Source organism: Shewanella baltica, assembly GCF_900456975.1.
Taxonomy (GTDB): Bacteria; Pseudomonadota; Gammaproteobacteria; order Enterobacterales; family Shewanellaceae; genus Shewanella; species Shewanella baltica.
On record NZ_UGYM01000002.1, the window covers coordinates 1,367,497 to 1,392,986 of the forward strand.

Below are 25,490 nucleotides of genomic sequence, written 5' to 3' on the forward strand. Positions count from 1 at the left end.
TGGCTAGTGTTAAAAAAACAAACAGGTGTTTAAAACTTGCTGACAAGAAGTTAGAATCAGATCACACTTTAATGGTCAGACCTGTTATTGGGCGTTTTTCGCCGTAAAACAATGGGTCAAACACGGAAATAGCTAGCGCCGCCTGAAATCTCTCAGCGATTGCGCACATAAAGAGGGTGACAAATGAGTGATAGACAACAGGTTACGAACGCCAAGGGCGAGCGTATCGCAATTGTAGCGGGTTTAAGAACGCCATTTGCAAAACAAGCCACGGCATTTCACGGTGTATCGGCGCTCGATATGGGCAAAATGGTGGTCAATGAATTATTGGCGCGCTCTGAACTGGACCCTAAGCTGATTGAGCAGCTGGTCTATGGACAAGTGGTGCAAATGCCCGCTGCACCTAACATCGCCCGTGAAATCGTACTCGGTACTGGCATGAATGTGTCGACCGATGCCTATAGTGTCACTCGCGCCTGTGCGACTAGCTTTCAATCTGCCGTCAACGTGGCCGAATCTATGATGACGGGCAATATCGAAATCGGTATTGCGGGCGGCGCCGACTCTTCTTCTGTCTTGCCTATCGGCGTGTCGAAAAAATTAGCCCATGCGTTAGTCGATCTGAATAAAGCCCGTAGCTTTGGGCAAAAACTACAAATTTTCCGTCGTTTAGGCATTAAAGATTTATTACCTGTACCGCCTGCGGTTGCCGAGTACTCAACGGGCTTGTCTATGGGACAAACCGCTGAGCAGATGGCAAAAACCTACAATATTAGCCGCGCCGATCAAGATGCTTTAGCGCACCGCTCGCACACCTTAGCGAGTGAAACTTGGGCTTCGGGCCATCTTCGTGACGAAGTGATGGTTGCCCATGTGCCACCGTATAAACAGTTTATCGATCGCGATAACAATATCCGCGAAAACTCGGTACTGGAGTCATACGCTAAGTTGCGTCCTGCATTCGATAAACAGCATGGAACTGTGACGGCGGCAAACAGTACGCCACTGACTGACGGTGCGTCAGCGATTATCCTGATGAGCGAAGGTCGAGCGAAAGCCTTAGGTTATCAACCAATTGGTTACATTAAGAGCTATGCTTTTAGCGCCATTGATGTGTGGCAAGACATGCTGATGGGGCCCTCTTACGCGACGCCACTGGCGCTGAAACGTGCTGGAATGGAGCTAGAAGATCTTACTCTGATTGAAATGCACGAAGCCTTTGCGGCGCAGACATTAGCGAATATGCAGATGTTTGCTTCGAAAAAATTTGCCGAAGAAAAACTCGGTCGTAACCGCGCCATTGGTGAAATCGACATGAGCAAGTTTAACGTGCTCGGCGGCTCGCTTGCCTATGGTCATCCTTTTGCTGCAACGGGAACCCGTTTGATCACGCAGGTGTGTCGCGAGCTTAAGCGCCGTGGTGGTGGAACTGGCCTAACAACAGCCTGTGCGGCTGGTGGTTTGGGTGTGGCTATGATACTAGAAGTGGAGTAGTCGGCATGGAAAAGACCTTTAATTTAACCCGCCGCGACGACGGCATTGCTATTTTGACTATGGATGTTCCTGGCGAAACCATGAACACCCTAAAAGCGCAGTTTGGCCCTGAAATCAGTGAGATTCTGGCCGAGATCAAAAGTGATTCGAGCATTCGCGGTTTAGTGCTGATCTCAGGCAAAAAAGATTCTTTCGTCGCGGGCGCAGATATTTCTATGCTCGATGCCTGTAAAACGGCGGGCGATGCCAAAGCCTTATCCCAGCAAGGCCATGTGGTTTTTAATGAGCTAGAAGCCTTAACGATTCCTGTGGTTGCCGCAATCCATGGTGCCTGTTTAGGCGGTGGTTTAGAGTTAGCCTTAGCTTGTCATCAAAGAGTATGTAGCGACGATGGCAAGACTATGCTCGGCGTTCCGGAAGTCCAACTTGGCTTATTGCCAGGCGGCGGCGGGACTCAACGTTTGCCACGTTTAGTCGGCATTACGACAGCCTTAGATATGATGTTGACCGGTAAACAAATTCGTCCTAAACAAGCCTTGAAAATGGGCTTAGTGAATGATGTTGTGCCGCAGACGATTCTGTTACAAACCGCAGTTGAGATGGCGCTTGCGGGTAAACGTGCACCGAAACCAGTTAAAAAGTCACTCGTTAATCAAGTGCTTGAAGGCACGAGTTTCGGCCGTAACATTATTTTCGATCAAGCGACAAAACAGGTCGAAAAGAAAACCCAAGGTAATTATCCTGCGCCTGCCAAGATCATTGATTGCGTGCGCCAAGGAATTGCTAAGGGCATGCAAAAAGGGCTAGAAGTCGAAGCCAGTCATTTTGCCGAATTAGTGGTATCGAAAGAGTCTGAAGCGCTGCGCAGTATTTTTTTCGCGACCACAGAAATGAAGAAAGAAACCGGCGCTGAAGGTGCGAGCCCGCGTAAAGTGAAAAAAGCGGTGATCTTAGGTGGCGGTTTAATGGGGGGCGGTATCGCATCTGTCACAACGACCAAGGCTAAAATCCCTGTTCGTGTCAAAGACATCAGCGAAAAAGGTTTAAGTAATGCATTAGCTTACGCCTACAAGCTGTTGGATAAAGGGGTTAAGCGCCGTCATATGACGCCTGCTGCCCGTGACAATCTAATGGCACTGATGACCACGACGACTGAGTATAAAGGCGTTAAAGATGCCGACATCGTTGTGGAAGCGGTATTTGAAGACCTAGCGCTTAAGCATCAAATGGTGAAAGACATCGAGCGTGAGTGTGGTGAGCACACCATTTTTGCGTCAAACACCTCATCTTTGCCTATTAGCCAAATCGCCGAGGCGGCGACACGTCCTGAGAACGTGATTGGTCTGCATTACTTCTCGCCAGTGGAAAAAATGCCGCTGGTGGAAGTGATTGCCCATGCTAAAACGTCACCAGAAACCATTGCGACCACGGTCGCATTTGCCCGTAAGCAAGGTAAAACACCGATAGTGGTGCAAGACGGTGCGGGTTTCTACGTTAACCGTATTCTTGCGCTCTACATGAACGAGGCCGCGCAATTATTACTTGAAGGCCAAAGTGTTGAACATCTGGATAAAGCGCTGGTTAAGTTTGGTTTCCCTGTGGGTCCCATTACTTTACTCGACGAAGTGGGTATCGACGTGGGCGCTAAGATTTCACCAATCCTCGAAAAAGAATTGGGTGAACGTTTTAAAGCGCCAGCGGCTTTTGACAAGCTTTTGGGTGACGATCGTAAAGGCCGTAAAAATGGTAAAGGCTTCTATCAATACGGCGCATCGAGTAAGAAAGCTAAAGCTGTCGATGAGAGTGTTTATGGCGTGTTAGGTATTAAGCCAGGCACCAATAAAGACGCAAAAGCACTTGCCGAGCGTTGTGTCGTACAAATGCTCAACGAAGCGGTGCGTTGTTTAGATGATGGTATTATCGCATCGCCAAGAGATGGTGATATTGGCGCCATTTTCGGTATTGGCTTCCCACCATTCCTCGGTGGCCCATTCCATTATATTGACACTTTGGGCGCCGCGAACTTAGTGCGAATTCTTGAAGGTTATCAAAGTCAATTAGGTGACAGATTCGAACCTTGTGAGCGCTTAAAAACCATGGCTCAGGAAAACGCGCACTTTTTCTAAGTTTTAGTAAATCTAAGTCTTAGTTAATCTAGGTGTTAGTCAATCAGGGTTGAACAAAAAAACGGCAGATTATTGCCGTTTTTTTTATTGCCATAAGGCATGTTTTTGCCTAAAAAATGTTCATAACTTAGATGTGGATCTTGTATAATCCGAGCCCTTGATCGAGAGTGTATTGCTCAGTGCTCAGTGCTCAGTGCTCAGTGCTCAGTGCTCAGTGCTCAGTGCTCAGTGCTCAGTGCTCAGTGCTCAGTGCTCAGTGCTCAGTGCTCAGTGCTCAGTGCTCACTGCTGAGAGCGTAGCTATGAATGAGTGCTGCTCTTTTCTGCACTGTGCGGAGTACATTTATCCTGCTGTTAAAACGGCGTATTTAACATGTGCATCAATCAGCAAAATTAAGCGAGTCGTATCCGCATTTTGATGGGGAATTAGTTTCTCTACATTTATGATTTTTAGTTGTTTTCAAAGAGGTGTTTTGTGGTTTTGCTGGTTATCTTTATCGCATTAATCTCTGCTTGGTACTTCGGCTTAGCTGCATTTACCGCAGGCCTTTCTGTTACGCATTGGACATTACTGGGTTTTGTGCTCGGGCCTTTGGCTTATCCGCTCTTTACGACACACCGCCATTTAGCTTTGAGGAAAATCCGTTGTAGTGAGGAAGGGATATTAAATAGCTAATCTATCAATATGTAATGCTATGTATTTTCATACTTTTTTACTTATGTAAAACTAAAGGGAGCTAATGCTCCCTTTATTGTTTCTAGCCTAATTTTCCATCACAGTGCACGAGTTAGACTCATGGCTACAGGACTTAAATTAATTCCACCAACCTTTCGCAGAAATCACTTCAAGGTGGTTTATGCCTTCTGGCAACTTAACTTTTTTACGCGCTGGCTTGGATAAACCGAGTGCTTTTTTGATTGAATTTAGCATAGTCACTCTCCCTAACCTGATTAATTTTATGCAACTTCAGAGTTAATAAATTTAACGTAAGGATGTCCTGCGACTTCGAGAGGTTTGAACTTCACGTAAGGATGCCCAGCGATTTCAAAAGGCTTGAACTTTACGTAAGGATGTCCAGCGATTTCGAAAGGTTTGAACTTCACGTAAGGATGTCCAGCGATTTCGAAAGGTTTGAACTTCACGTAAGGATGTCCAGCGATTTCGAAAGGTTTGAACTTCACGTAAGGATGTCCAGCAATTTCGAAAGGCTTAAACTTCACATATGGATGCCCAGCTACTTCTACTGGAGCAAGTTTAACTGCAGGTTCTTCTGAAGTAATTGACTTAGCTGCTGGTTCTAATTTTGTGTTATCTTCAAGTGCATAAGTATTTACTGCAAAACCAATTGAAGATAATAAAGTAACGGCGGCAAGGATTCCTTTCATCATTCTAATTCTCTCTCAGGGTAGTTGATATTGATTTATTATTGACACTGATAGTGCTACTGCACTTGTTGTGCCAATGTTGTAAACCGCAATCAAATTGAGATTTAAATGATTAATTAATGTTACTTTGGGTGTTTGGCTTTATCATGTCTTCTTGGAGTAGCAGGGTAAACTCGGTCTCTTTTATAGCCTTACTAAAGATATAGCCTTGGATCTCTTCACAGTTAAGTGCTCGTAAAATGTTTAGTTGCGCAGTCTGTTCTACTCCTTCACCCACAACAGAAAGCCCCATGTTATGGGCGATAGTGATAATAGAATCGACCATTTTGAGATCGCGATCAGACTTATCAATATCGTCAACAAAAGCTTTATCAATTTTTAAAGTATGAATCGGGAAACGTTTTAAGTATGAAAGGGATGAGTACCCAGTGCCGAAATCATCGAGTGCCAAGCTAACGCCCATTTTCGCCAGTTGCTGCATGACAACAATCGCCGTTTCCGGCTGCTTAATGACAGTACCTTCAGTTATTTCTAATTCAAGATGACATGCGGGGAGTTTGGTGAGTCTTAATATCGACTCTATTCGCTGTTGAATATCGGGGAGTGCAAATTGACGTGACGATAAATTGACGGCGACTCTGCCGCTGAATATTCCTTGTTCACGCCATTTCTGCGCTGCGAAACAGGCTTTGCGTAAGACGATTTCACCAATTTCAACAATTAAGCCGTTTTCCTCAGCAAGTGGAATAAAATCATTTGGGGGTATCAAACCATGTATTGGATGATTTAATCTGACCAAAGCCTCCATGCCTGCAATTTTACCACGCTTAAGATCAACCTTAGGCTGATAATAAACTTCAAATAGATCATCTTTTAAGCCTTCACGGATAAGATTCTCTATTTCTAACTGCCTAATCGCATGCTGATTTAATGACTCTGAATAAAACTGATAGCAATTACCTCCCGCTGACTTAGCATGGTACATGGCAATATCTGCTTTCCTCAGTAATGCTTGCTCGCTTTGCTCATCTTCTGGGAATAGCACTATACCAATACTTAATCCTAGGACTAGTTGCTCATTACTCACTTCAAAAGCGGGTTTTAACCCTTCGATAATACGGTTAGCGATGGCAGCACTGGCGCTTATATCTGAGTTTTTATCTAATACAATGGCGAATTCATCTCCGCCTAGACGGTAAATACTGGTATTTTTAGGAAGTAAGGACTTAATGCGGGCAGCAACGAGCTTTAATAATGTATCTCCAATCTGGTGACCTAATGAATCATTAATACGCTTAAAATTATCAAGGTCAAGCACCATTAGCGCATGAGCTATTTCTCGATTCACTAAGTTACTTAAGGTCACTTGTAAGTTGGAGCGATTAGGTAGTCCGGTTAAAAGATCATTATTGGTTAGTTTTCTAAGTTCTTCTTCTTGCTGTTTTCGTCTCGAAATATCCGAAAAAACCCCGACATAGTGTGACAATTCACCTAACTCATCATAGATAGCATCGATAGTGAGCTCCATGTGGAAGTGACTTTTATCTCCTCTGGCTGCTTCGACTTCATTTGCCCAGCGACCTTGTTGTTTCAACATGGTCCTGATTTGGGTGGAGAAGGTTTCAGGATATAAATCAAATGTGAGTAAGTTACCAATAAAATCAGTTCGGTTACGTAATGAAATCTTACAGCAAGCTTCATTAACTTCGACAAAACGGTATTCGCTGTCGAGGATAAACATGCCTTCCGAAATATTTTCAATAGCCTTTTCAAAGAGTTTTAGTTGCTCTTCTTTTTGTTTAAATTGACTAATATTCTTAATCGTTCCAGTCATTCGCAGGGCATTATCTTTTTCATCACGTTCTACAATTTTGGCGCGGTCTAAGATCCACACCCAATTGTCGTCTTTACCTTTTACTCGGTATGCGGCTTCAAAATGATCTGTTTCACCATAAAAATGCTTATTGAGCGCTTCTCGAACACGCTCTTGATCCATTGGATGTATATTGCTCTCTTCATCTGATTTACCAGAACGGTGTCCATCACGGGGGAATTCAAGTGCTCCCCAGATATTTGAGCGGAAAATGTTGCCAGTTTCTATATCCCAGTCCCACATTTCATCACCACTTCCCCATAGTGATAGTTTTAATCGTTCTTCACTGAGTACAATCTGTCTTTGTGTTTCTCTACGACGTAATATGGCTTTTGTCACAAGGTAGGAAATAAATAATACAATAGCAGCATAAATAGATTTTGCTTGAAATGATGACCACCAAGGAGGTGTTATAATGACAGTAAGCTCTTTTGTTACTGCTTTTTCACCGGAAAGTGAATTAACAGAATAAACTTGAAAAGTATAATTTCCTGGAGATAGGTTTGTATATGTTGCTGAGTTTGTTCCATTTGCAGGTATCCATATATCAGAAAGACCGAACATTCTATAGTAGTAGTTAGTTGATGAGTCGTCTGACATGGGAGATATAAAATTGAACGAAAATGGATAGTCAGAGTATTTCAATGATATTTCATTAGATGCTGCGATTGATTGTACTAGATAGTTGCTTTCTTGATTTTGAACTATATTAAATACTAAGAAATCTGATATTTCTGTTTTATTTACCTTGCTTTTCTTTACATAACTTACAACATCTTTAGGTGATACTAGACTAATTCCACTAATCCCCGCAAGTAGAGTATTACCGTTTATATTGATACCATTGGGAGCGTTGTACTCATATTGACTCCCATTTGATGTTTTTAAGGTATAAGATACTTTACTGTTTTTATCAAAAATAATGATTTCACTTAGTGATGAGGCTGTTATAAAACCATCATTATCTACAATAGCGTAGATCTCTTTATTGTTAGAGAGTATTCTCGAAATTTTTTTATTGGTATCATTATAAAGCATCAGTGATGTTGATGTTCCAAAGTAAATTCCATTATCACTTTTTTCGATGCTGTAAGTTATTTCATTGCTTAAGCTTTCTAATAACCCATTTTCATATTTTTTTAGTCCATCTTGTCCAGCTATATATATTAGGTTGTCAGATGTTAACTCTACGTCAAAAATTGGCTCATTCTTTTTTGTATCAATGCTGTTAGTAATTTCACCATTTTTGATGATTAAAACTTTACCGTCAGGTGTGCCAGCAGCAATTGTCAAGCTATTTTCATTAATAGAGAGTGATGATATTATATTTTTGCTAATCAACTTGGATGAATCATCTTTCTGTAAAAACAACCCTGTATTAGTACCAAAATAAAGCCCATCGTCACTTAGAACTGCGTATTTGTATCCTTGAGTATGAGTGTTGAAACTTTTTATTAGGTTTAGATTTTCATCAAAAAGTTTTATTTTTTCAGCGTCAGATGAAACCAGAAAACCTTTAGTATTTTTTGTAAGATGCCATGTGCTATCTGTCGTCAAGTTGGTTTTTTGCACTAAATTATTTACTTTTTTAACAATAGTGATGCCTTGATCAATACTTCCTAATATAAACATATCTTCGGTTGCAAAAAATGAAGACGTTTTGTCAGGTCTATCTGGAGATAAAAGTCCAATAGTAGTGTTGTTGGAAATATCAACAATATTTTCATTTGTGAAGCCATATATGTTTTTTTTGTATTTTGTAAGTAATGAAAACGCTCGATTATCGACTTTTACTATTTCATTGCCTTCGTATTCATATAATCCATCACTGAATGATATTAGCATTGTCGTGTCATTCTTTTGCTCGAAATCCATTGTTTTTCGAGCTATCTCTTTTAACTCACTCCCGCTTAGTTCAAATAATGTACCTGCATAGTCTCTTATATAATAATCGTCGCCTACTTTTATAGTTTTTTTAATTTCACTTAGGCCTTTCTTTGACAGTTCATAAGTTTGCTCTTTGTTACTTATATCAATAATTGCTTTGTTGGTTCCAACAATTAAACTCTTATCACTTGAGTTGAGGCTCCAGACTGGGGAGTCATTTACCGATAGGCCATAATGAGAAAATGATTCTTGCAGTTTATCATATACGACTAGACCACTATCGGTTCCAACATATAACACGCCTTGTTCATCAATGAGTAAACTTCTGATAAAAGAACTGGGAAGGCCTGTTCTGGCATCATTAGCATAAAAATGCTTAAAGTTTTTCCCATCAAATCGATTAAGTCCATTAAATGTTCCAATCCATAGATAGCCATCATGGTCCTGGACTATAGACGTAACTGTGCTTTGGGAAAGTCCTTGTGGGACACCAAAAGATTGTGATTGGAGAATAATTGGAGATTTATCAGAAAAGGGAGATGCGTTTACGTCTTCGAATGCATGCAAGCCAAAGAAAGCGAGCAAGACGATTTTAAAGAGTGCTTTAGGCATAGTGTTTATTCTTATTATCCGAGGATGCCATGAAACAATTGTGTTACATCACTTTTCCAGAAAGTGAGGGCTTTGTCAAAGAGGAGGCGGCTAAAAATCCTTTTAACAGCATGTAGATGCAGCAAAATTGTCCGCAGTAGAAGGGGGAGAACATGGACTAGCCATGTTTTACATTAGTATTACGCCCAACCGTGATAGATACAACTATAGTTGGGCCAATTTGTAGCGGTTTTGTTTGTTTGTCCAACTTTGTGAACAAATGTGTGTGTAAAAGTGTTTTTGTTTAGAAATTAAACTTCTCTGCCGTTTGCTTAAACGTTTTGAGATCTGTGATCATCTTTTCTGACTGCAACGCTGCCTGAGTTCTGTGCTGTTCACCCGTGCTAAATAAGACTAAGCGGTCACTGTGTTTGGTGCGCATTTTACGCATCATGAATTTGAGTAAATCAGTGCGGGTGAGCTTAGTGATTTCGTCTACGACCAGTTCTCTTTGATTAAATTGATAATCTCTGTTGCCGACACTGACCCAATATCGTTGGCTGCGAGTTTTGAGGTTTGCATCGTGCTCCATGATCTGACTAATAAGACCGACCTTAGTGCTTTCCCATTCTTCGTTGGTGATTTGCATCACGGCGTAATTAAAGTCGGCAATAAACTCATCTATCGCCTCTAATAAATGCAGTGGTCCAGTCGTAGGTGACTGGATATAAAAAATGAGTCCTGGATGGCGATTGAGCGGCAGATAACCTGTGCCAACCATGTAGCCTAACTGTTTTTCAGTTCGCAGTTCATGGAAGAAGGTGGACGACATAGTATGATTTAGTAAGCTAAACAGTGCCATTTTTTCTGGCGTTGCTACTGTGGATTGGTAATACACAATGATCGCGCTATCTTGATGATCTATTGCAAGTTCTCTAAGTAAGGTGCCTTGACCCGTTAAATTGACTAATTCTCTGGTGGACTCTGCGCTTGGCGTCGAAACCAAGGATAAAATGTGCTCTAAGCGTTTACCGAGAGCTTGCGCTTCAGAGACTAACCAATCCCCATAAACTAATCCTTCAAGATAGATCTTCTCGTAAAAGGCGCGTACATGGTTATGCAAATCTTCAAGGCTTATGTCTTCGAGCATTTGAGCCATGCGGGCAGGCTCATAACTGCTTTTTTGTAGCGTGACAGTGAGGCTAGTAAACAATTGTGAAATAGGTTTAGCCTGCGCTAGATTCTGCCAACTGCGCAGTAGTTGAGATTTAATTAGGGCAAAACGTTCTTCAGTAAAATTACGCTCTCTGGCTTTGTGGATTAACAAGGCCAACAGGGTTTCTTGATTACCGGTAAAGCCCGATAAATGCAGGGTAATGCCGCCTTGATGCGGATAAATATTGTAGCTTAAGCCCGCAACTTCGGCCTGATAGGTTGGTTCAGTCAGATAATCGAGCAGCATTTCAACATACAGGCGGGTGAGGGCGGCATGTTTAGGTGTTTTACTCGCCTGTTCTGAGTCCAGCGACAAATACATGTGGCCCTTGGGCACATTAAACTCATCGTCTTTCTTGTGCCAAATACGGTATCCCGTCGATTCTGCAACGATCACTGGTACCTCGACATCGCTCTTATCTGGTCGAGGAATGGAGTCGGCGACGATAAATGGGTTTGCAGCAGGTAATTGTAATTCAGGGCGAATACTGCTCACTTGCCAACGAGCAAGTGATTGAGGCGCAATAGGGCGCACTTTATAGGGTGTGTGATACCAGTTGGCTTTACGATCCGTTTTAACCGATTGCGCGATAAGCTGCAGACGCATATTGTGGGGCGTCATTAGCTCGAGTAGGGCTATGGTTTCTGGAATATCCAGCCCATCCATTCGATAGTCACCAAAGACCAAATCTTCGACTTCATAATGATGCATATTGATGCTGAGGTGGCTGGCTAAATCGAGTGATTTAACTTGCTCTTGGTAGCGAAATGCCATTTTGAGCAGGTTTGCGCGTTCTAAATAACGCCATTCATCTAAACCTTGGGTTTTGATGAGCTCAATATACTCAAAACTGCAGCTGATAATCTCATCAAGATTCGCCAGTCCCTTATCGGTTAACTGTAAACCGATACTGTAATCCTTGAAGTTATAACCATTTACGCCGCCGCCCGCGGACAAGTTATTCACAAGTCCCTGCTCTTTAAGATAGGACAAAAGGCTGCCATGGCTCTCATTACCTAAAATATGGCTGATATAAGTCAAAGGCTTACGTTTGTAGTAGTGGTCAATGCCAGGGAAATTAAAGCTGATGCTTAAGCGTTTTTGCTCCTTAAGCGGTACGATATCAATTTGGGTTAACAGCTCCTTTTCTGAAAACAGCGGCACTTGAGGATAGTTTTTCACTAAGTTCAAGTTTTGGATCCCGCTAAAATAATGGCAGGCTAAATCTTCTAATTCGTCGAGGGAAAGCGGCGCGACCAAGCACAAGGTCATTAAGTTGGCGCTGTAGTGGCTTTGATAGAAATCGAGTAATTCGCTACGTACCTGTGCTTGCTCTCCGCCTAAGGTGACTAAGTTACCGACTGAAAATTTTGAGAAAGGATGCAGTGGATTAACTGTCTCTTTGAGCACTTGATAGGTACGGCGAATATCGTCTTTCAGTTTTAAACTAAATTCAGATTCAATAGCTTGGCGTTCTCTATCGACCAGTTCTAAGTCAAATTTAGGCGCAATAAAAAATTGGCTGAATCTGTCTAAGGAGTCGGCAAACACGTCTTCATTGATGGTGAAAAAGAAGTTGGTGTGCTCTGTGCCCGTCCAAGCGTTATTGCTGCCGCCATGTTGGTTGATAAAGGCATGGTACTCGCCTGAGTCGGGAAATTTTTCGGTACCAAGAAAGAGCATATGCTCTAAAAAGTGCGCCATGCCGGGTCTATCTGCGGGATCATCAAAATGACCCACGCCTACAGCCATAGATGCGGCCGCTTGGCTGGCATCTTGATCTTCAACCAATAACACCCTAAGCGCATTATCTAACACAAGATAACGATACTGACGGTGATCGTTTGGACTTTTATAAATGGACTGAGAGGCTTGCAAAGAGACACTCCGATAACGATAGCTTGTTATATATTGATAGTCTTAATGGTTTTTAGCAAATATCTCTTGTGTTTATCGACTAAAGATTAAGTCTTACAAGGTTTGTTGAAATGGATTTTAGGGCTACAATTGGGATAAAACAAAAACAAGTTTGAGTCGCGAGAGAAGTATGCAGCTATTTTTGATGAGACATGGTGACGCCGGATTTAATGCTCAGTCTGATAGAGACAGAACACTGACCGATGTTGGAAGGCACCATACTGTGTTGATGAGCAACTGGTTGGCTCGCAGTGTGACTGATTTCGATCTTGTTTTGGTGAGTCCTTACTTACGTGCACAGCAAACTTGGCAGGAGCTGAGTCAGCATTTTCCTGAGCCGCGTAAGTGGTTAGTCGCTGATGATCTTGTTCCTTCTGGCGATCCCGCCAATGTAGCCGCGTTAGTTGTAGCCTACGCTGAGTTATACAAGGCGGATAAAGTGCTAGTGATTGCTCACATGCCGTTATTGGGCTATTTAGTCAGTGAGTTAGTGGCGGGTGTTGAGCCGCCGTTATTTGCCACTTCGGGCATTACGCTCATTGATAAACATGCCGAGCAAGCTTCAATCGTATGGCAGCACGCGCCCCACAGCATTAGCTAGTCTTGATTGATATCCCTTTTACAAACAAACGGCCCACTGAATGTGGGCCGTTTGTTTTCGGTAAATCTCTAAATCGCCAAATCGGAAACGTTAATCTTTAAAGCCGATAGTGAGTTAACGTCTATGCGGCTGCTCACCAATATCAATCAGCACTAATAATGCCGCATCGCCGCCCCATTCTTTAGGAGCCTGATGGAAAGCCTTCACCATAGGATGCTGCACTAACCACATGGGGACTTGTTGTTTCAATATGCCACTGCCGTAACCATGCATAATGCAGCAACACAGGCTTTGCTGTTTAACGCAGGCTTGGATCAGTGCCGCTAGCTCAAGTTTGGCTTCCGATTGGCGATAGCCGTGCAAATCCAGCAGCAAATCTGGCTGGTAATCTCCACGTCGCAGGCGTTTGAGTTCTAGGCTATCAACACCTTCCTCCAACCAACGCATCGGCCCTTGTACTGGCAGTAGTGGCTGATAAGTATCTGAGAAATAACTGTTAGCATGCAGTTGCTGCTCTTTCAGTTCTATTTCCTGTTTGGTTTTTAAGGGCGTGCGAAAGTGTCGCTTATTTTGCGTGATGGGTTTAATACCATCGATAAGCGCTGAGAACATCGCCAAGCCTTCTTTGTCGTCGTTTTTATTCATGGCGGGTATTCTATTGAATCCTATGGTTTCTGAATAGAGTTCAGTTACAATGTTCGCGAACAAACTAGCGGGAGCACGTTTTGGATAAGATCTTTGTAGATGAAGCTGTGACAGAATTACGCACTATTGGCGATATGTTACGTTGGGCCGTGAGCCGTTTTAACGACGCCAATGTGTATTATGGTCATGGTACTGATAACGCGTGGGATGAAGCCATCGCCTTAGTTTTCCATGCTTTACACTTACCCGAAGAAATCGGCCAGCAAGTGATTTTAAGCAACTTGACCAGCAGTGAAAAGCATAAAATTGTCGAGTTGATTATTCGCCGTGTCAGAGAGCGCCTACCTGTGCCTTACCTGACCAACAAAGCGCGTTTTGCCGGACTTGAATTTTACGTCGATGAGCGTGTGTTAGTGCCACGTTCACCGATTGCCGAAATGATCGCCAATCGTTTTAGCCCTTGGTTATATGGCAAACCAGTAACGCGTATTTTAGATTTATGTACTGGCAGCGCTTGTATCGCGATTGCCTGTGCCTACGAATTTGAAGATGCCGAAGTTGACGCGCTTGACATCAGCGAAGATGCCTTAGATGTGGCGCAAATCAATATCGAAACCTTAGGCGTGATGGACCGAGTATTCCCGATGCAATCGGATTTGTTCTCGGCAATCCCTGAAGGTCCTCAGTATGATTTGATTGTCTCAAACCCACCTTATGTGGATGCTGAAGACATTGGCGACATGCCAGATGAATATCACCATGAGCCAGCTATCGGTTTAGCCTCAGGTCGCGACGGGTTAGATTTAACCAAACGCATACTGGCCAATGCCGCACAATACCTCACGTCAACGGGGTTACTCGTAGTTGAAGTCGGTAATTCTATGGTGCATTTGATTGAGCAATTCCCAGAAGTGCCATTCACTTGGATTAACTTTGAAAATGGCGGCGATGGCGTATTTGTATTGACCCGCGATCAACTGGTCGAAAATCAGTCAGTGTTCGGCATTTATCGCGACGCAGAATAACCTAAGATAGCAAATTAGGTTGAGACTTTTCCCGCTGCCAGTTAGGCTTGCAGCGGGAAAATAAATTGTCCAGTGGTCGCTGGACACGGAGCGATGAACAAATAACCTAAGGTGTACAAAGCGGATGTCTGGAAACAGTATTGGTCAAAATTTTGTAGTGACGACGTTTGGTGAGAGTCACGGTGTTGCACTGGGTTGCATTATTGATGGTTGCCCACCAGGGCTTGAATTAACCGAAGCCGATATGCAGCATGATCTTGACCGCCGTCGCCCAGGGACATCCCGATATACCACGGCCCGCCGTGAGCCAGACGAAGTGCGGATTTTATCCGGCGTTTTCGAGGGTAAAACCACGGGTACCTCAATTGGACTCTTGATCGAAAATACCGATCAACGCAGTCAAGATTACTCTAATATCAAAGATTTATTCCGTCCGGGGCACGCCGATTATACCTACCAGCAAAAGTACGGTATGCGTGACTATCGTGGTGGTGGCCGCTCGTCTGCCCGTGAAACCGCGATGCGCGTTGCGGCAGGTGCGGTGGCTAAAAAGTATTTGAAGCAAGTTCATGGTATCGAGATCTATGGGTTTATGTCCCAGCTGGGTCCTATTTGTGCGCAGACTATTGATCTTGACCAAATTGAGCAAAATGCCTTTTTCTTTCCCGATGCCAGCAAGCTGGAAGCGCTTGATGAATACATGCGTGAGCTGAAAAAATCCGGTGACTCCATAGGCGCGAAAATCTCGGTTATCGCGACAGGTGTACCAGTGGGTTTAGGTGAGCCAGTATTTGATCGATTGGATGCCGATATCGCCCACGCGCTGATGGGCATCAATGCCGTTAAAGGTGTTGAGATTGGTGATGGTTTTGGCGTAGTGACTCAAAAGGGCTCCGAAGGTCGTGACTTAATGTCACCTCAAGGCTTTGAATCTAACCATGCGGGCGGTGTGCTCGGTGGAATTTCATCGGGCCAGCCGATCATTGCCCATATTGCCTTAAAACCCACATCAAGCATCAGTGTGCCGGGCCAAAGTATGACGGCGCAGGGTGAAATGGCCGAAGTTGTCACTAAAGGTCGTCACGATCCCTGTGTTGGGATCCGCGCTGTACCGATTGCCGAAGCTATGCTTGCTATTGTGTTGATGGATCACTTGCTAAGACACAGAGCGCAAAATCAGGATGTACGCAGTCACACGCCCGTGCTTGGTATGCGATAGGCGCATGAAATAGGGGTATGAGATAGGCGCATGTGATAGATGGTATGCGATAACGATACAACAAGTGGCATGAGATAAAGGGAATGCGTTAATGTCAACTTCTTCTAGCACAAGCCGGCAATTACGCTGGCTTTGTGCCTGCTATTTTTTCTTCTTTTCTATTCTTGGTACTATGGTCCCTTATCTTGGGGTCTTCTTCGAAAAGCGCGGTTTTAATCCTCAAGAAATTGGCTTTTTACTCGCCATCCTGATGGCGACGCGCATCGTTGCCCCGAATGTGTGGGCCAAAGTGGCTGACCGAACCGGGATGCGTGCCGAGCTTATCAAAATGGGGGCGGGAGCCGCCGCGCTGGCGTATTTGAGTTTCTTCTACCATGGCGGTTTTGTGTATATGGCGCTGAGTCTGGCCCTCTATACCTTCTTTTGGAACGCAATCCTTGCCCAGCTTGAAGTGATCACCTTAGAAACCTTAGGCGAGAATGCCAGTCGCTACGGTCAAATTCGCAGTTGGGGCAGTGTCGGTTATATCTGCCTGGTTGTCGGTGCGGGCTTTGCGATTGGCCAGTGGGGCACAGAAGTGCTGCCTTATATTGGTTTCTCATTATTTATTGGCATGTTAGCTAGTGCGTTGCCATTACCAGCAAATCGTTTAGTGCGTGACACCAGTCAAGTGCGGCCGCCATTACAATGGAATAGGGCGATTATTTGGTTCTTACTCTCGGCCATGTTGCTGCAAATGAGCGCGGGACCTTTCTACGGCTTCTTCGTCTTATATTTAAAGCAAGCGGGTTACTCAGAATCTTCAGCGGGGATATTTGTCGCCCTTGGCGCTATGGCCGAAATCGTGATGTTTATGTTCGCGCCGCGTTTACTGGGCCGCTATGGTGTTAATACCCTATTGATTGTCAGTATCGGCATGACTTGCTTGCGTTGGTTGTTGGTCGCCTTTGGGGTTGATAGCGTGTTGTGGCTAGGTTTTAGTCAATTATTACATGCCTTTACCTTTGGCTTAACCCACGCGGCATCGATTCAATTTGTGCACAGGCATTTCGATGCGAGTCACAGAAGCCAAGGTCAAGCCCTATACGCCAGCTTAAGTTTTGGGGTTGGCGGCGCGCTCGGTACTTGGATTTGCGGCTATATTTGGGGCGATGGTAGCGGGGCGGTTTGGTCTTGGGTATTTGCAGCAGGATGCGCCTTTGCCGCTATGCTGGCGGTATTCTTTATTCCTAGGGATAAACCTGGCGTTGCCGCCCATGCGGCCTAACAATGTCAATCTAGCAATATCAATCACGATTAAAAGCATCTATTAAGATACTAAAATATAAAGATAAAAACTCCAAGATTGCGTTAAGTGAGGTAAAAGGTGATTCGGTTTCGTTTAGGGTTAGTGATCAATCCACTGGCTGGCTTAGGTGGCAGTGTTGGCCTTAAGGGCAGCGATGGCGTTGCCGAAGAGGCGCTTGCCTTGGGCGCCGAACCCAAAGCCGCTTTGCGTATGATGCAGGCCCTTGAGGTTATCCGTGATTATGCTGATGACATCGAGGTTATTACCGCTTCGGGCATCATGGGTGAAGACGCAGCAAAGTCACTGGGTTTTACCACGCGAGTGGTGTATCAAACCCCGGATAAAACACAGGCACTGGATACGCAGGCCGTTGTGCGTGCGCTGCTGGATGAACCGCTGGATTTACTGCTCTTTGCCGGTGGTGATGGCACGGCACGCGACGTTTACTCCGTGTTTGAGCAAGCCACTATCGATGACAAATTACCCGTGCTTGGTGTGCCCGCTGGCGTGAAAATTCATTCCGGCGTTTACGGTATTACGCCCCATGCCTCTGGCATGGTGGTCAAAATGTTGCTCGATGGCGAACTCGTTAGTTTGATGTCCGCCGATGTGATGGATATCGACGAAGTGGCTTTTCGCCAAGGCACAGTGCGCGCCAAACGATTTGGTGAGCTTTTAGTGCCCGCCGAGCCGCGTTATGTGCAAGCGGTGAAGATGGGCGGCAAGGAAGTCGATGAACTCGTGCTGGCCGATATCGCCGCCGATGTGATCAATCAAATGGAAGATGAACTGTACATCATGGGCTCTGGCAGTACGGTTGCCTTTGTGATGGAAGAGTTAGCTCTGGACAATACCCTGCTCGGTGTTGATCTCATTCAAGATAAAAACCTTGTTGGCAGTGACTTAACCGCGAATGAATTGCTTGAACTGACCCAAGATAAGCCGACTAAGTTGGTGATCACTCTGATTGGCGGTCAAGGCCATATCTTAGGACGCGGCAATCAACAGTTGTCGCCAGAGCTCATTCGGCGCATCGGAAAAGACAATATTATTATCCTCGCCACAAAAACTAAGCTAAAAGCACTTGATGGACGACCACTAATTGTGGATAGTGGCGACCCTAAATTAGATAGCGAGCTTGGCGGCTATTATAAAGTGACGACGGGCTACCATGATTACGTCATGTATCAGGTGGCCAATCCAGATTTATTGGTCGCAGCAGATGTGTCGGCCAATCCAGTATTAATGGAGAGTTAGACCCAATGTTAGAGCATTACGAAGACGCATTAGAACAGTGGATCGCCAGTGTAGTCAGCCATGGTGATGACGATGCTTTGTTTGCCTGTGGCTATTTACAGGGCCATGTCGCCGTTGTGTTATCACAACTTGAAGCGCAGGGTGCAACCGATCTCGATGCCCTTATGTTGAAAATGACCGATTGTTTAGCACTCGCGCGCCAAGAATTAAATGATGCCGATTATGCCTTGGTTGAACAGGCATGGGCACAGCTGCATGCAAGGATTGTAGGCGAATTTGATGTTGCCTAGCGTTATGCCTATGACTGACAACGAGCAAGTGACTAATACTGCAGTGACTAGTACCGAAGTAACGAGTACAGAAATGCCAAGTGCTGAATTAGCCAGTGAGCAAACGCTAGATGCCAGCGCAGTATTTATCGGCTTAGTGAATCCTAAAACGCCCGTTAACGTCGGCGGTATTATGCGCGCATCGGGTTGTTATGGCGTTGACGGGGTATTTTATACAGGCAGGCGCTACGAGTTAGCCGCGCGTTCGGGTGCAGTGCAATACCATGTCGATACTAAGGATGCTGGAGAGCGCATTCCGCTCACCGGCGTGACTTCATTACTCGCCTCGATTCCGGCGGACACTAAGCTCATTTGTGTGGATTTGGTGGTTGGCGCGACGCCGCTGCCGGATTTTGTCCATCCCGCGAAGGCCTTTTATGTGTTTGGTCCTGAAGATGGCACCATTGGCCAAGAGATTATCGATAAAGCCGATGCCGTAGTGTATGTGCCAACGGTCGGGTGTATGAATCTTGCTGCGTCGGTCAATGTGTTGTTATACGACAGATTGGCGAAATCTCACCGTGAGGCTGCAAGCCTGACATCGAGCCTAGTACCCAGTCTTAGCGGTGATGCGCTTATTCGTCAGAGTCGCGATAACAACAATCGTACTCGGGTAAAAGTGCCCAGAGCGCCGCGAAAACCTCGACATGCTGAAGCTAGCAGTCTTGAGTCTAGCAAAGTGGAGCCTAGCAGCATTGATAGCTCTATCGTCATCACAGCCGCTTAAGTGGTTTACAGAAAACATTTAAAAAAGGGATTAAGCCATGGCTTAATCCCTTTTTTATAGTGCTCAAAACGTTATTTTTCTAGCGATTGATTGCCTAGAGCGCTTTACCCTTGAGCAATTTTCGCAGCCACATGCGATTGGGGTTGAGTTTACACAGGGTTTCTTTATCGAGCGGTATTGGCTCGCCGCAAAGCTGCGCCGCGAGACATTCGGCGGCCAGTGGCCCAGAACTGAGTCCCCGTGAGCCTAACCCACCAAGAATATACAGTCCTTGATGCACCGGCGCTGGCGTGGTTTGCCAGTAGTGGCGACTTTCTTTAGTGTGTTGATGTTGCTCATAATCCTCAAGAATTTTCGCCACATCGGGCGCGCAGCCCATCATAGGGAAATGATCCCGCGTCACCATACGCACGCCGACGCGGGCATTGTTGCCATTCATGTTGATATCTTCAAGCCAGCTTTGGTTCGGATAACTCTCGTGCATTTTCATGAGGTTTTCTTGTTGTTCCTGCGGGCAAAAGTCTAAATGCTCGGGTTCTTTAACGTAACTCGCGCCAAGGCAGTGGAGTCCTTGGTAACTTGGCGTTAAATAACCGTTTGCGCACAGCACAGTTGCGAGCTGACTCAATTGAAATTGAGCGGGCACATGGCTGACTTGACCGCGAAAGGGGCTAATTTGTAATTTGTTACTGGCATCAAATTGTGTCAATTCAGCGCCATTGGCGAGTACAAGTTGCGCGAAGGGGCCAAAGCGATGCTTGGTGGCGATTAAATACCAACCTTCACTTTGATACTCAATTTCAAGGATTTCAGTCTCCAAATGGAGTTTAACCTCGGTAAGCTGCAGCGCTTTTTGTATCGCAGCGTCGGCATATTCAAATGGGCAAACCCAGCCACCTAAGGGATAAAAAAAGCCTGGCTTATCGAGATTGATTTTGGCAATGGCATTGGCTTGCTCAGCATCAACGGCGTAGGCGATTTCACTTGGCCAGGGTTGGCCTTGGATGATTTTATCGAGTCGTAATTGGCTGCGTTCATCGTGGGCGGTTTGCAATACGCCGCAAAAATCATGGGAAATCGGCGTCTGATTGCCGGCGGGGGCGGATGTCAGCGCCTGCACTCGACGTCGGCTAAATAAAAATGCCTGTTGGAAAAAGCGGCTCAGTTCGTCATTTTCTGGGGTCAGCAGCGGATAAATGGCTCCTTGGCGATTGCCCGATGCGCCTTGGCCTAGCTCGGCATCTTTACAAAATACCTGTGCACCTTGGCCGCGCTCAGCCAAAGACAGCGCCAAATGCGCCGAGGCTAAGCCGCCGCCTATAATGGCAATTGAGCTTTGCGTCGCCGAGGATAAGATTGCAGCCATAGGATTAAAAGCATAGGCTTTAGCGTCTTGCTGACGTAGGACTTGGCGCTCGTGAAGCAGTACGGCGTCAGGCTGGTGGTTAATCAGTGTGACTGGCTGATGGATACCCAGAGCTTTGGTAGCAAGCTCATTGATATCGCTCACAGTAAAGCCACAGGCTTGGAAACGGTTGATTGTTGTTTCGCTTAATCCGCTTGATTCGCTTAATCCAATCGTGGCAATGGTCGCGCTATCGTCACTGAGTTTTGCCATCTGCCAGTGGCTTTGATGATGTAGCGCCTGTAGCAGATGGGGCAATATCAACCAGTGTTGAACCGGATGCATTGGCGAATGGCTGAGTGAACTGAGCTGGGTTTGAATATCACCAAAGTGCAGGTCGATAGTGGTACGACCGTCATCAAAAATTAATCTCTGGCAACCTATAATAGCCGTCGGCTCAGCATCGAGTAAGGTTTGAGCAAGTTGGCTGAGCTCAGATTTACACTCCAACGCTGACGCTTGCTTTGATTCAAGATTTGGCTCGAATGGGGTTTCTTTCACAAGAGCGAGTGATTGATCCCAAAGTGATTTAAGTTCGTACGCATTAATCGGATTGGGTTCGAACACCTTAAGGAGTAAACGTTGGCTAGGATTCGCCTGAGTGCGCCACCAAGATAAGAGTTCAAGCCCGTTACCTAAACCAATTTGGCCTAATATTAAGAGTTTTTGCTGTGAATGAGCCTCAAATACCCGCTGCTGATAAATGCTCAACTTGCTGAGATAGTGTGCATCAGTGTCAGCGGTTGCGGGATAAAGGTTGATTAATTGCTGGTAATCACGCTTAATTTGGCAAGGTTTATTGGGCTCTGCAGTCAAAGAAATTTACTCTCGGTCTCATAATTGGCATTATTTTACTCGCCTTTATGGAAAGCTGACCACTTAATTGAGTCAAAACAGATACTATTGGCTCAGCGAAAAGTAGGTACTGACATGTACACAATGGATAGCAATAAAATGAAAAGAGTCGTGATCACCGGAATGGGTGTTGTTTCAAGTATCGGTAATAACAAGCAAGAAGTGACCGAGTCACTGAAAGCGGGCCGCAGTGGTATTACGCATTCAGCTCAGTTTGAAGAGATGCAGTTACGTAGCCACGTATGGGGTGACATCAAGTTAAACCCAGCTGAGCATATCGATCGTAAAGCGCTACGCTTCATGGGCGATGCCGCTGCCTATGCTTACATTGCGATGCAAGAAGCCGTTAGCGATGCCAATTTAACTGAAGAGCAATATTCAGATCCGCGCGTCGGTTTGATTGTCGGTACAGGCGGTGCATCATCGTCTAACCAAGTGCAATCTGCCGATACACTGCGTGAAAAAGGCGTTAAACGTGTTGGTCCGTATATTGTGCCTCGCATCATGTCGAGCACGGCCAGCGCTTGTTTGGCTACGCCATTTAAAATTAAAGGCATGAACTATTCTATCAGTTCAGCCTGTGCAACCAGCGCCCACTGTATTGGTCACGCCGTTGAACTTATCCAAATGGGTAAGCAAGACATGGTGTTTGCCGGTGGTGCTGAAGAAGTGGATTGGACGCTGACCATGGGCTTTGATGCTATGGGCGCACTGTCAACTAAGTATAATGCCACACCAGAAAAAGCCTCTCGTACCTATGATGCAGACCGTGATGGTTTTGTGATCTCTGGCGGCGGCGGTATTTTAGTGGTTGAAGAGTTAGAGCATGCTCTGGCTCGCGGCGCAAAAATTTACGCTGAAGTGATTGGTTATGGCGCGTCTTCAGACGGTTATGACATGGTAGCGCCATCTGGCGAAGGCGCTGTGCGTTGTATGCAAATGGCGATGATGGATGTCGATACCCCAATCGATTACATCAACACTCATGGCACTTCAACGCCAGTGGGCGACGTGCGTGAATTAGAAGCGCTACGTGAAGTCTTCAAAGACAAGTGCCCACCGATTGCATCGACTAAGTCTATGACAGGTCATGCATTAGGCGCCGCAGGCGTACATGAAGCGATTTACAGCTTAATCATGATGGAAAACAGCTTTATTGCCCCAAGCATCAATATCGAAAATCTGGACGACGCGGCGAAAGATATGCCTATCGTTCGTGAATATCGCGATGCTGAGCTGAATACAGTCATGAGTAACAGCTTTGGTTTTGGCGGTACAAACGCCACGCTAGTGATGCGTAAATTCAAATAAGTTTGTTTATCAAACGCGATAGAAGGGAAGCTTAGGCTTCCCTTTTTTATGGGCGTTTTATGTGAACCTGTTGCATAGGCAGGGATTTATCCCATTAGTCTTGTTAGAATACCGAGCATCTTGATGCCTTCCATTCCCACTTTTATCCGATCAGGTGCCCATGAAGATTTTAGTCGATGAAAATATGCCCTATGTTGAACCGCTATTTGGCGATCTCGGGGACATTATTCCTGTTAACGGCCGCACGTTAACCGCAGAGCAAGTGCGCGAGGCCGATGTGCTATTAGTGCGCTCGGTCACCAAAGTGAATGCCGAGTTGCTCTCAGGCAATAACAAGCTGAAATTTGTCGGCAGTGCCACCATAGGCACAGATCATGTGGATTTAGCCTATCTTGCTGAGCGTAATATTCCCTTCTCTAATGCACCAGGTTGCAATGCGACTGCGGTCGGGGAGTTTGCTTTTATCGCTATGCTGGAGTTAGCACAGCGCTTTAATTCGCCACTTAAGGGCAAGGTCGTCGGCATAGTGGGCGCGGGCAACACTGGCACTGCGACGGCAAAATGTTTGCAAGCCTATGGTATTAAAGTACTGCTTAACGATCCCATCAAAGCTGCAGAGGGCGATCCGCGCAGTTTTGTGAGCTTAGAAACCATCATGGCGCAGGCCGATATCATCAGTTTGCATGTGCCCATCACGCGCACTGGCGAGCATAAAACCAAGTATTTGTTCGATGAGGCGCGCTTAAAGGCACTCAAACCCAATACATGGTTAGTGAATTGCTGCCGCGGTGATGTGATAGATAATCAGGCGCTTATTAAAGTGAAGCAGCAACGTGACGATCTTAAATTAGTGCTCGACGTGTGGGAAGGCGAGCCAACACCGATGCCTGAACTGGTGCCTCTGGCTGAATTTGCCACCCCGCATATTGCAGGTTACAGCTTAGAAGGTAAGGCGCGCGGCACTTTTATGCTTTACCAAAACCTGTGTCAGTTGCTGAATGTGGCAGCCGATAAAAGCCTGCTGGATCTCTTGCCAAGCTTTAACATTAAGGCGGTCGAACTTGCGGCAGCGCCGAATGAAAAAGCCTTATTACAGCTTGCGCGCTTTGTCTATGATTTGCGCGACGATGACAAGATGTTCAGAAATACATTCTTAAATGAGAATGGCTTCGACACTATGAGAAAAAATCACCAACATAGACGCGAATTTAGTGCATTGGCGCTGGCTTATGACGGTCAATCTGAGGTAGATTGGTTGTCCAATTTAGGTTTTTCAGGAGTCGGTCAGTAGCTATGTCACAGGAATTTAATGTTGTCGTTTTAGGTGCATCGGGCGCAGTGGGTCAAACAATGATAGAGATCCTCGAAGAGCGTAATTTCCCGGTTGCCAATTTGTACCCTTTAGCCAGTAGCCGTAGCGCCGGTGAAACGGTCAGCTTTCATGGCAAACAAATTACCATTCTCGACGTAGAAACCTTCGATTGGACCCAAGCTCAAATTGGTTTCTTCTCCGCAGGGGGTGATGTTTCCGCCAAATGGGCCCCGATTGCCGCTGAAGCAGGTTGTGTTGTGATTGATAACACCTCGCACTTTAGATACGACATCGATATTCCCTTAGTCGTACCCGAAGTGAATCCCCATGCTATTGCTGATTTTCGCAATCGCAATATCATTGCTAACCCAAATTGCTCAACGATTCAAATGCTGGTGGCGCTTAAGCCTATTTATGATGCCTATGGTATCAGCCGCATTAACGTGGCAACGTACCAGTCAGTTTCGGGTACAGGTAAAAAAGCCATTGAAGAGTTAGCGCATCAGTGCACTAAATTACTGCAAGGTTTACCTGCTGACGCTGAAGTTTATCCAAAGCAAATTGCTTTTAACGTATTGCCGCAAATCGATAAATTTATGGATAACGGCTATACCAAAGAAGAAATGAAAATGGTCTGGGAAACCCAGAAGATTTTCGGTGACGATGAGATTTTAGTGAATGCAACCGCGGTACGTGTACCTGTGTTTTATGGTCACTCGGAAGCCATTAATATCGAAACTCGTCAGCCTGTCGATGCAGAAGACGTTAAAGCTTTACTGCGTAATGCCGAAGGAGTGGTATTGTTTGAGTCAGATGATGACTATCCAACGGCTGTAACCGATGGTGCTGGTACCGATCCGGTTTATGTTGGCCGCATTCGTAAGGATATCTCTCATTCTCACGGAATTAACCTGTGGGTGGTGTCAGACAATATTCGTAAGGGCGCAGCCTTGAACAGTGTGCAAATTGCCGAGATCTTAGTGAGAGATTATTACTAAGCACGAGATTGCATTTTATGCCCATTGAA

Annotated in this window: 18 protein-coding genes; 13 read left to right on the plus strand and 5 right to left on the minus strand. The window is 45.3% G+C overall.

Translation table 11 applies throughout. From position 1 onward, the window contains the following. Positions 1–183 precede the first annotated feature (183 nt). From fadI to DYH48_RS23915, 3 genes are all read left to right on the plus strand, one after another. Complete coding sequence (gene fadI, locus DYH48_RS06195) at positions 184–1,494, plus strand: acetyl-CoA C-acyltransferase FadI (protein WP_115334299.1); 1,311 nt, start codon at positions 184–186, stop codon at positions 1,492–1,494. Between the two features lie 5 nt (positions 1,495–1,499). Further along, a complete protein-coding gene (fadJ, locus tag DYH48_RS06200) occupies positions 1,500–3,620 on the plus strand; it encodes a fatty acid oxidation complex subunit alpha FadJ (RefSeq protein ID WP_115334300.1) in 2,121 nt (706 codons plus the stop codon). A 474-nt stretch (positions 3,621–4,094) separates the two neighbouring features. Further along, positions 4,095–4,295, plus strand: a complete 201-nt coding sequence (locus tag DYH48_RS23915) for a hypothetical protein (protein ID WP_115334301.1) — start codon at positions 4,095–4,097, stop codon at positions 4,293–4,295. A gap of 281 nt (positions 4,296–4,576) precedes the next feature. On the opposite strand, the gene DYH48_RS06215 is transcribed toward DYH48_RS23915, so the two are convergent. The 3 genes from DYH48_RS06215 to DYH48_RS06225 form a co-directional block, all read right to left on the minus strand. Further along, positions 4,577–5,008 carry a hypothetical protein gene (locus DYH48_RS06215; RefSeq protein WP_006085474.1) on the minus strand — a complete coding sequence of 144 codons (432 nt, stop codon included), beginning with the start codon at positions 5,006–5,008 and terminating at the stop codon, positions 4,577–4,579. Between the two features lie 109 nt (positions 5,009–5,117). Beyond that, positions 5,118–9,377: an EAL domain-containing protein gene (locus DYH48_RS06220; protein WP_115334302.1), complete on the minus strand. Its 4,260-nt coding sequence runs from the start codon at positions 9,375–9,377 to the stop codon at positions 5,118–5,120. A gap of 283 nt (positions 9,378–9,660) precedes the next feature. Next, positions 9,661–12,450 carry an insulinase family protein gene (locus DYH48_RS06225; RefSeq protein ID WP_115334303.1) on the minus strand — a complete coding sequence of 930 codons (2,790 nt, stop codon included), beginning with the start codon at positions 12,448–12,450 and terminating at the stop codon, positions 9,661–9,663. Between the two features lie 169 nt (positions 12,451–12,619). Between DYH48_RS06225 and sixA the strand changes: the two genes are divergently transcribed. Continuing rightward, positions 12,620–13,090, plus strand: a complete 471-nt coding sequence (gene sixA, locus DYH48_RS06230) for a phosphohistidine phosphatase SixA (RefSeq protein WP_006082236.1) — start codon at positions 12,620–12,622, stop codon at positions 13,088–13,090. Between the two features lie 114 nt (positions 13,091–13,204). Here the strand turns inward: sixA and smrB are convergent, their stop codons facing one another. Beyond that, entirely contained in the window at positions 13,205–13,735 is a 531-nt protein-coding gene (smrB, locus tag DYH48_RS06235; RefSeq protein WP_115334304.1) for an endonuclease SmrB, read from the minus strand. 80 nt (positions 13,736–13,815) lie between these two features. Between smrB and prmB the strand changes: the two genes are divergently transcribed. From prmB to DYH48_RS06265, 6 genes are all read left to right on the plus strand, one after another. Next, on the plus strand, positions 13,816–14,760 hold the full coding sequence (prmB, locus tag DYH48_RS06240) for a 50S ribosomal protein L3 N(5)-glutamine methyltransferase (RefSeq protein WP_107404252.1): 945 nt from the start codon (positions 13,816–13,818) through the stop codon (positions 14,758–14,760). Between the two features lie 124 nt (positions 14,761–14,884). Further along, on the plus strand, positions 14,885–15,979 hold the full coding sequence (aroC, locus tag DYH48_RS06245; protein WP_006082233.1) for a chorismate synthase: 1,095 nt from the start codon (positions 14,885–14,887) through the stop codon (positions 15,977–15,979). Positions 15,980–16,070: 91 nt separating this feature from the next. Further along, positions 16,071–17,246, plus strand: a complete 1,176-nt coding sequence (locus DYH48_RS06250) for an MFS transporter (RefSeq protein WP_115334305.1) — start codon at positions 16,071–16,073, stop codon at positions 17,244–17,246. A gap of 99 nt (positions 17,247–17,345) precedes the next feature. Then, complete coding sequence (locus DYH48_RS06255) at positions 17,346–18,524, plus strand: ATP-NAD kinase family protein (RefSeq protein WP_107948188.1); 1,179 nt, start codon at positions 17,346–17,348, stop codon at positions 18,522–18,524. A 5-nt stretch (positions 18,525–18,529) separates the two neighbouring features. Continuing rightward, the gene (locus DYH48_RS06260) at positions 18,530–18,814 is read left to right on the plus strand and encodes a YfcL family protein (RefSeq protein WP_006082230.1); all 285 of its coding nucleotides are present in this window, start codon (positions 18,530–18,532) and stop codon (positions 18,812–18,814) included. Further along, positions 18,804–19,580 carry an RNA methyltransferase gene (locus DYH48_RS06265; RefSeq protein WP_115334306.1) on the plus strand — a complete coding sequence of 259 codons (777 nt, stop codon included), beginning with the start codon at positions 18,804–18,806 and terminating at the stop codon, positions 19,578–19,580. The genes DYH48_RS06260 and DYH48_RS06265 overlap by 11 nt, the downstream gene beginning before the upstream one ends. A gap of 94 nt (positions 19,581–19,674) precedes the next feature. Here the strand turns inward: DYH48_RS06265 and mnmC1 are convergent, their stop codons facing one another. After that, complete coding sequence (mnmC1, locus tag DYH48_RS06270; RefSeq protein ID WP_115334307.1) at positions 19,675–21,801, minus strand: FAD-dependent 5-carboxymethylaminomethyl-2-thiouridine(34) oxidoreductase MnmC1; 2,127 nt, start codon at positions 21,799–21,801, stop codon at positions 19,675–19,677. A 138-nt stretch (positions 21,802–21,939) separates the two neighbouring features. On the opposite strand from mnmC1, the gene fabB reads away from it, so the two are divergent. The 3 genes from fabB (at position 21,940) to DYH48_RS06285 (ending at position 25,461) form a co-directional block, all read left to right on the plus strand. Next, positions 21,940–23,151 carry a beta-ketoacyl-ACP synthase I gene (gene fabB / locus DYH48_RS06275; RefSeq protein ID WP_037391053.1) on the plus strand — a complete coding sequence of 404 codons (1,212 nt, stop codon included), beginning with the start codon at positions 21,940–21,942 and terminating at the stop codon, positions 23,149–23,151. A gap of 160 nt (positions 23,152–23,311) precedes the next feature. Further along, positions 23,312–24,442 carry a 4-phosphoerythronate dehydrogenase gene (locus DYH48_RS06280; RefSeq protein WP_115334308.1) on the plus strand — a complete coding sequence of 377 codons (1,131 nt, stop codon included), beginning with the start codon at positions 23,312–23,314 and terminating at the stop codon, positions 24,440–24,442. Positions 24,443–24,444: 2 nt separating this feature from the next. Then, complete coding sequence (locus DYH48_RS06285; protein WP_106650935.1) at positions 24,445–25,461, plus strand: aspartate-semialdehyde dehydrogenase; 1,017 nt, start codon at positions 24,445–24,447, stop codon at positions 25,459–25,461. Positions 25,462–25,490 lie beyond the last annotated feature (29 nt).

Bases quoted from the DNA above. Each gene is read 5' to 3' on its own strand.
- fadI (WP_115334299.1), top strand. From the start codon at position 184: ATGAGTGATAGACAACAGGTTACGAACGCCAAGGGCGAGCGTATCGCA.
- fadJ (WP_115334300.1), top strand. From the start codon at position 1,500: ATGGAAAAGACCTTTAATTTAACCCGCCGCGACGACGGCATTGCTATT.
- DYH48_RS06215 (WP_006085474.1), bottom strand. From the start codon at position 5,008: ATGATGAAAGGAATCCTTGCCGCCGTTACTTTATTATCTTCAATTGGT.
- DYH48_RS06220 (WP_115334302.1), bottom strand. From the start codon at position 9,377: ATGCCTAAAGCACTCTTTAAAATCGTCTTGCTCGCTTTCTTTGGCTTG.
- sixA (WP_006082236.1), top strand. From the start codon at position 12,620: ATGCAGCTATTTTTGATGAGACATGGTGACGCCGGATTTAATGCTCAG.
- smrB (WP_115334304.1), bottom strand. From the start codon at position 13,735: ATGAATAAAAACGACGACAAAGAAGGCTTGGCGATGTTCTCAGCGCTT.
- aroC (WP_006082233.1), top strand. From the start codon at position 14,885: ATGTCTGGAAACAGTATTGGTCAAAATTTTGTAGTGACGACGTTTGGT.
- DYH48_RS06250 (WP_115334305.1), top strand. From the start codon at position 16,071: ATGTCAACTTCTTCTAGCACAAGCCGGCAATTACGCTGGCTTTGTGCC.
- DYH48_RS06260 (WP_006082230.1), top strand. From the start codon at position 18,530: ATGTTAGAGCATTACGAAGACGCATTAGAACAGTGGATCGCCAGTGTA.
- DYH48_RS06265 (WP_115334306.1), top strand. From the start codon at position 18,804: ATGTTGCCTAGCGTTATGCCTATGACTGACAACGAGCAAGTGACTAAT.
- fabB (WP_037391053.1), top strand. From the start codon at position 21,940: ATGAAAAGAGTCGTGATCACCGGAATGGGTGTTGTTTCAAGTATCGGT.
- DYH48_RS06280 (WP_115334308.1), top strand. From the start codon at position 23,312: ATGAAGATTTTAGTCGATGAAAATATGCCCTATGTTGAACCGCTATTT.
- DYH48_RS06285 (WP_106650935.1), top strand. From the start codon at position 24,445: ATGTCACAGGAATTTAATGTTGTCGTTTTAGGTGCATCGGGCGCAGTG.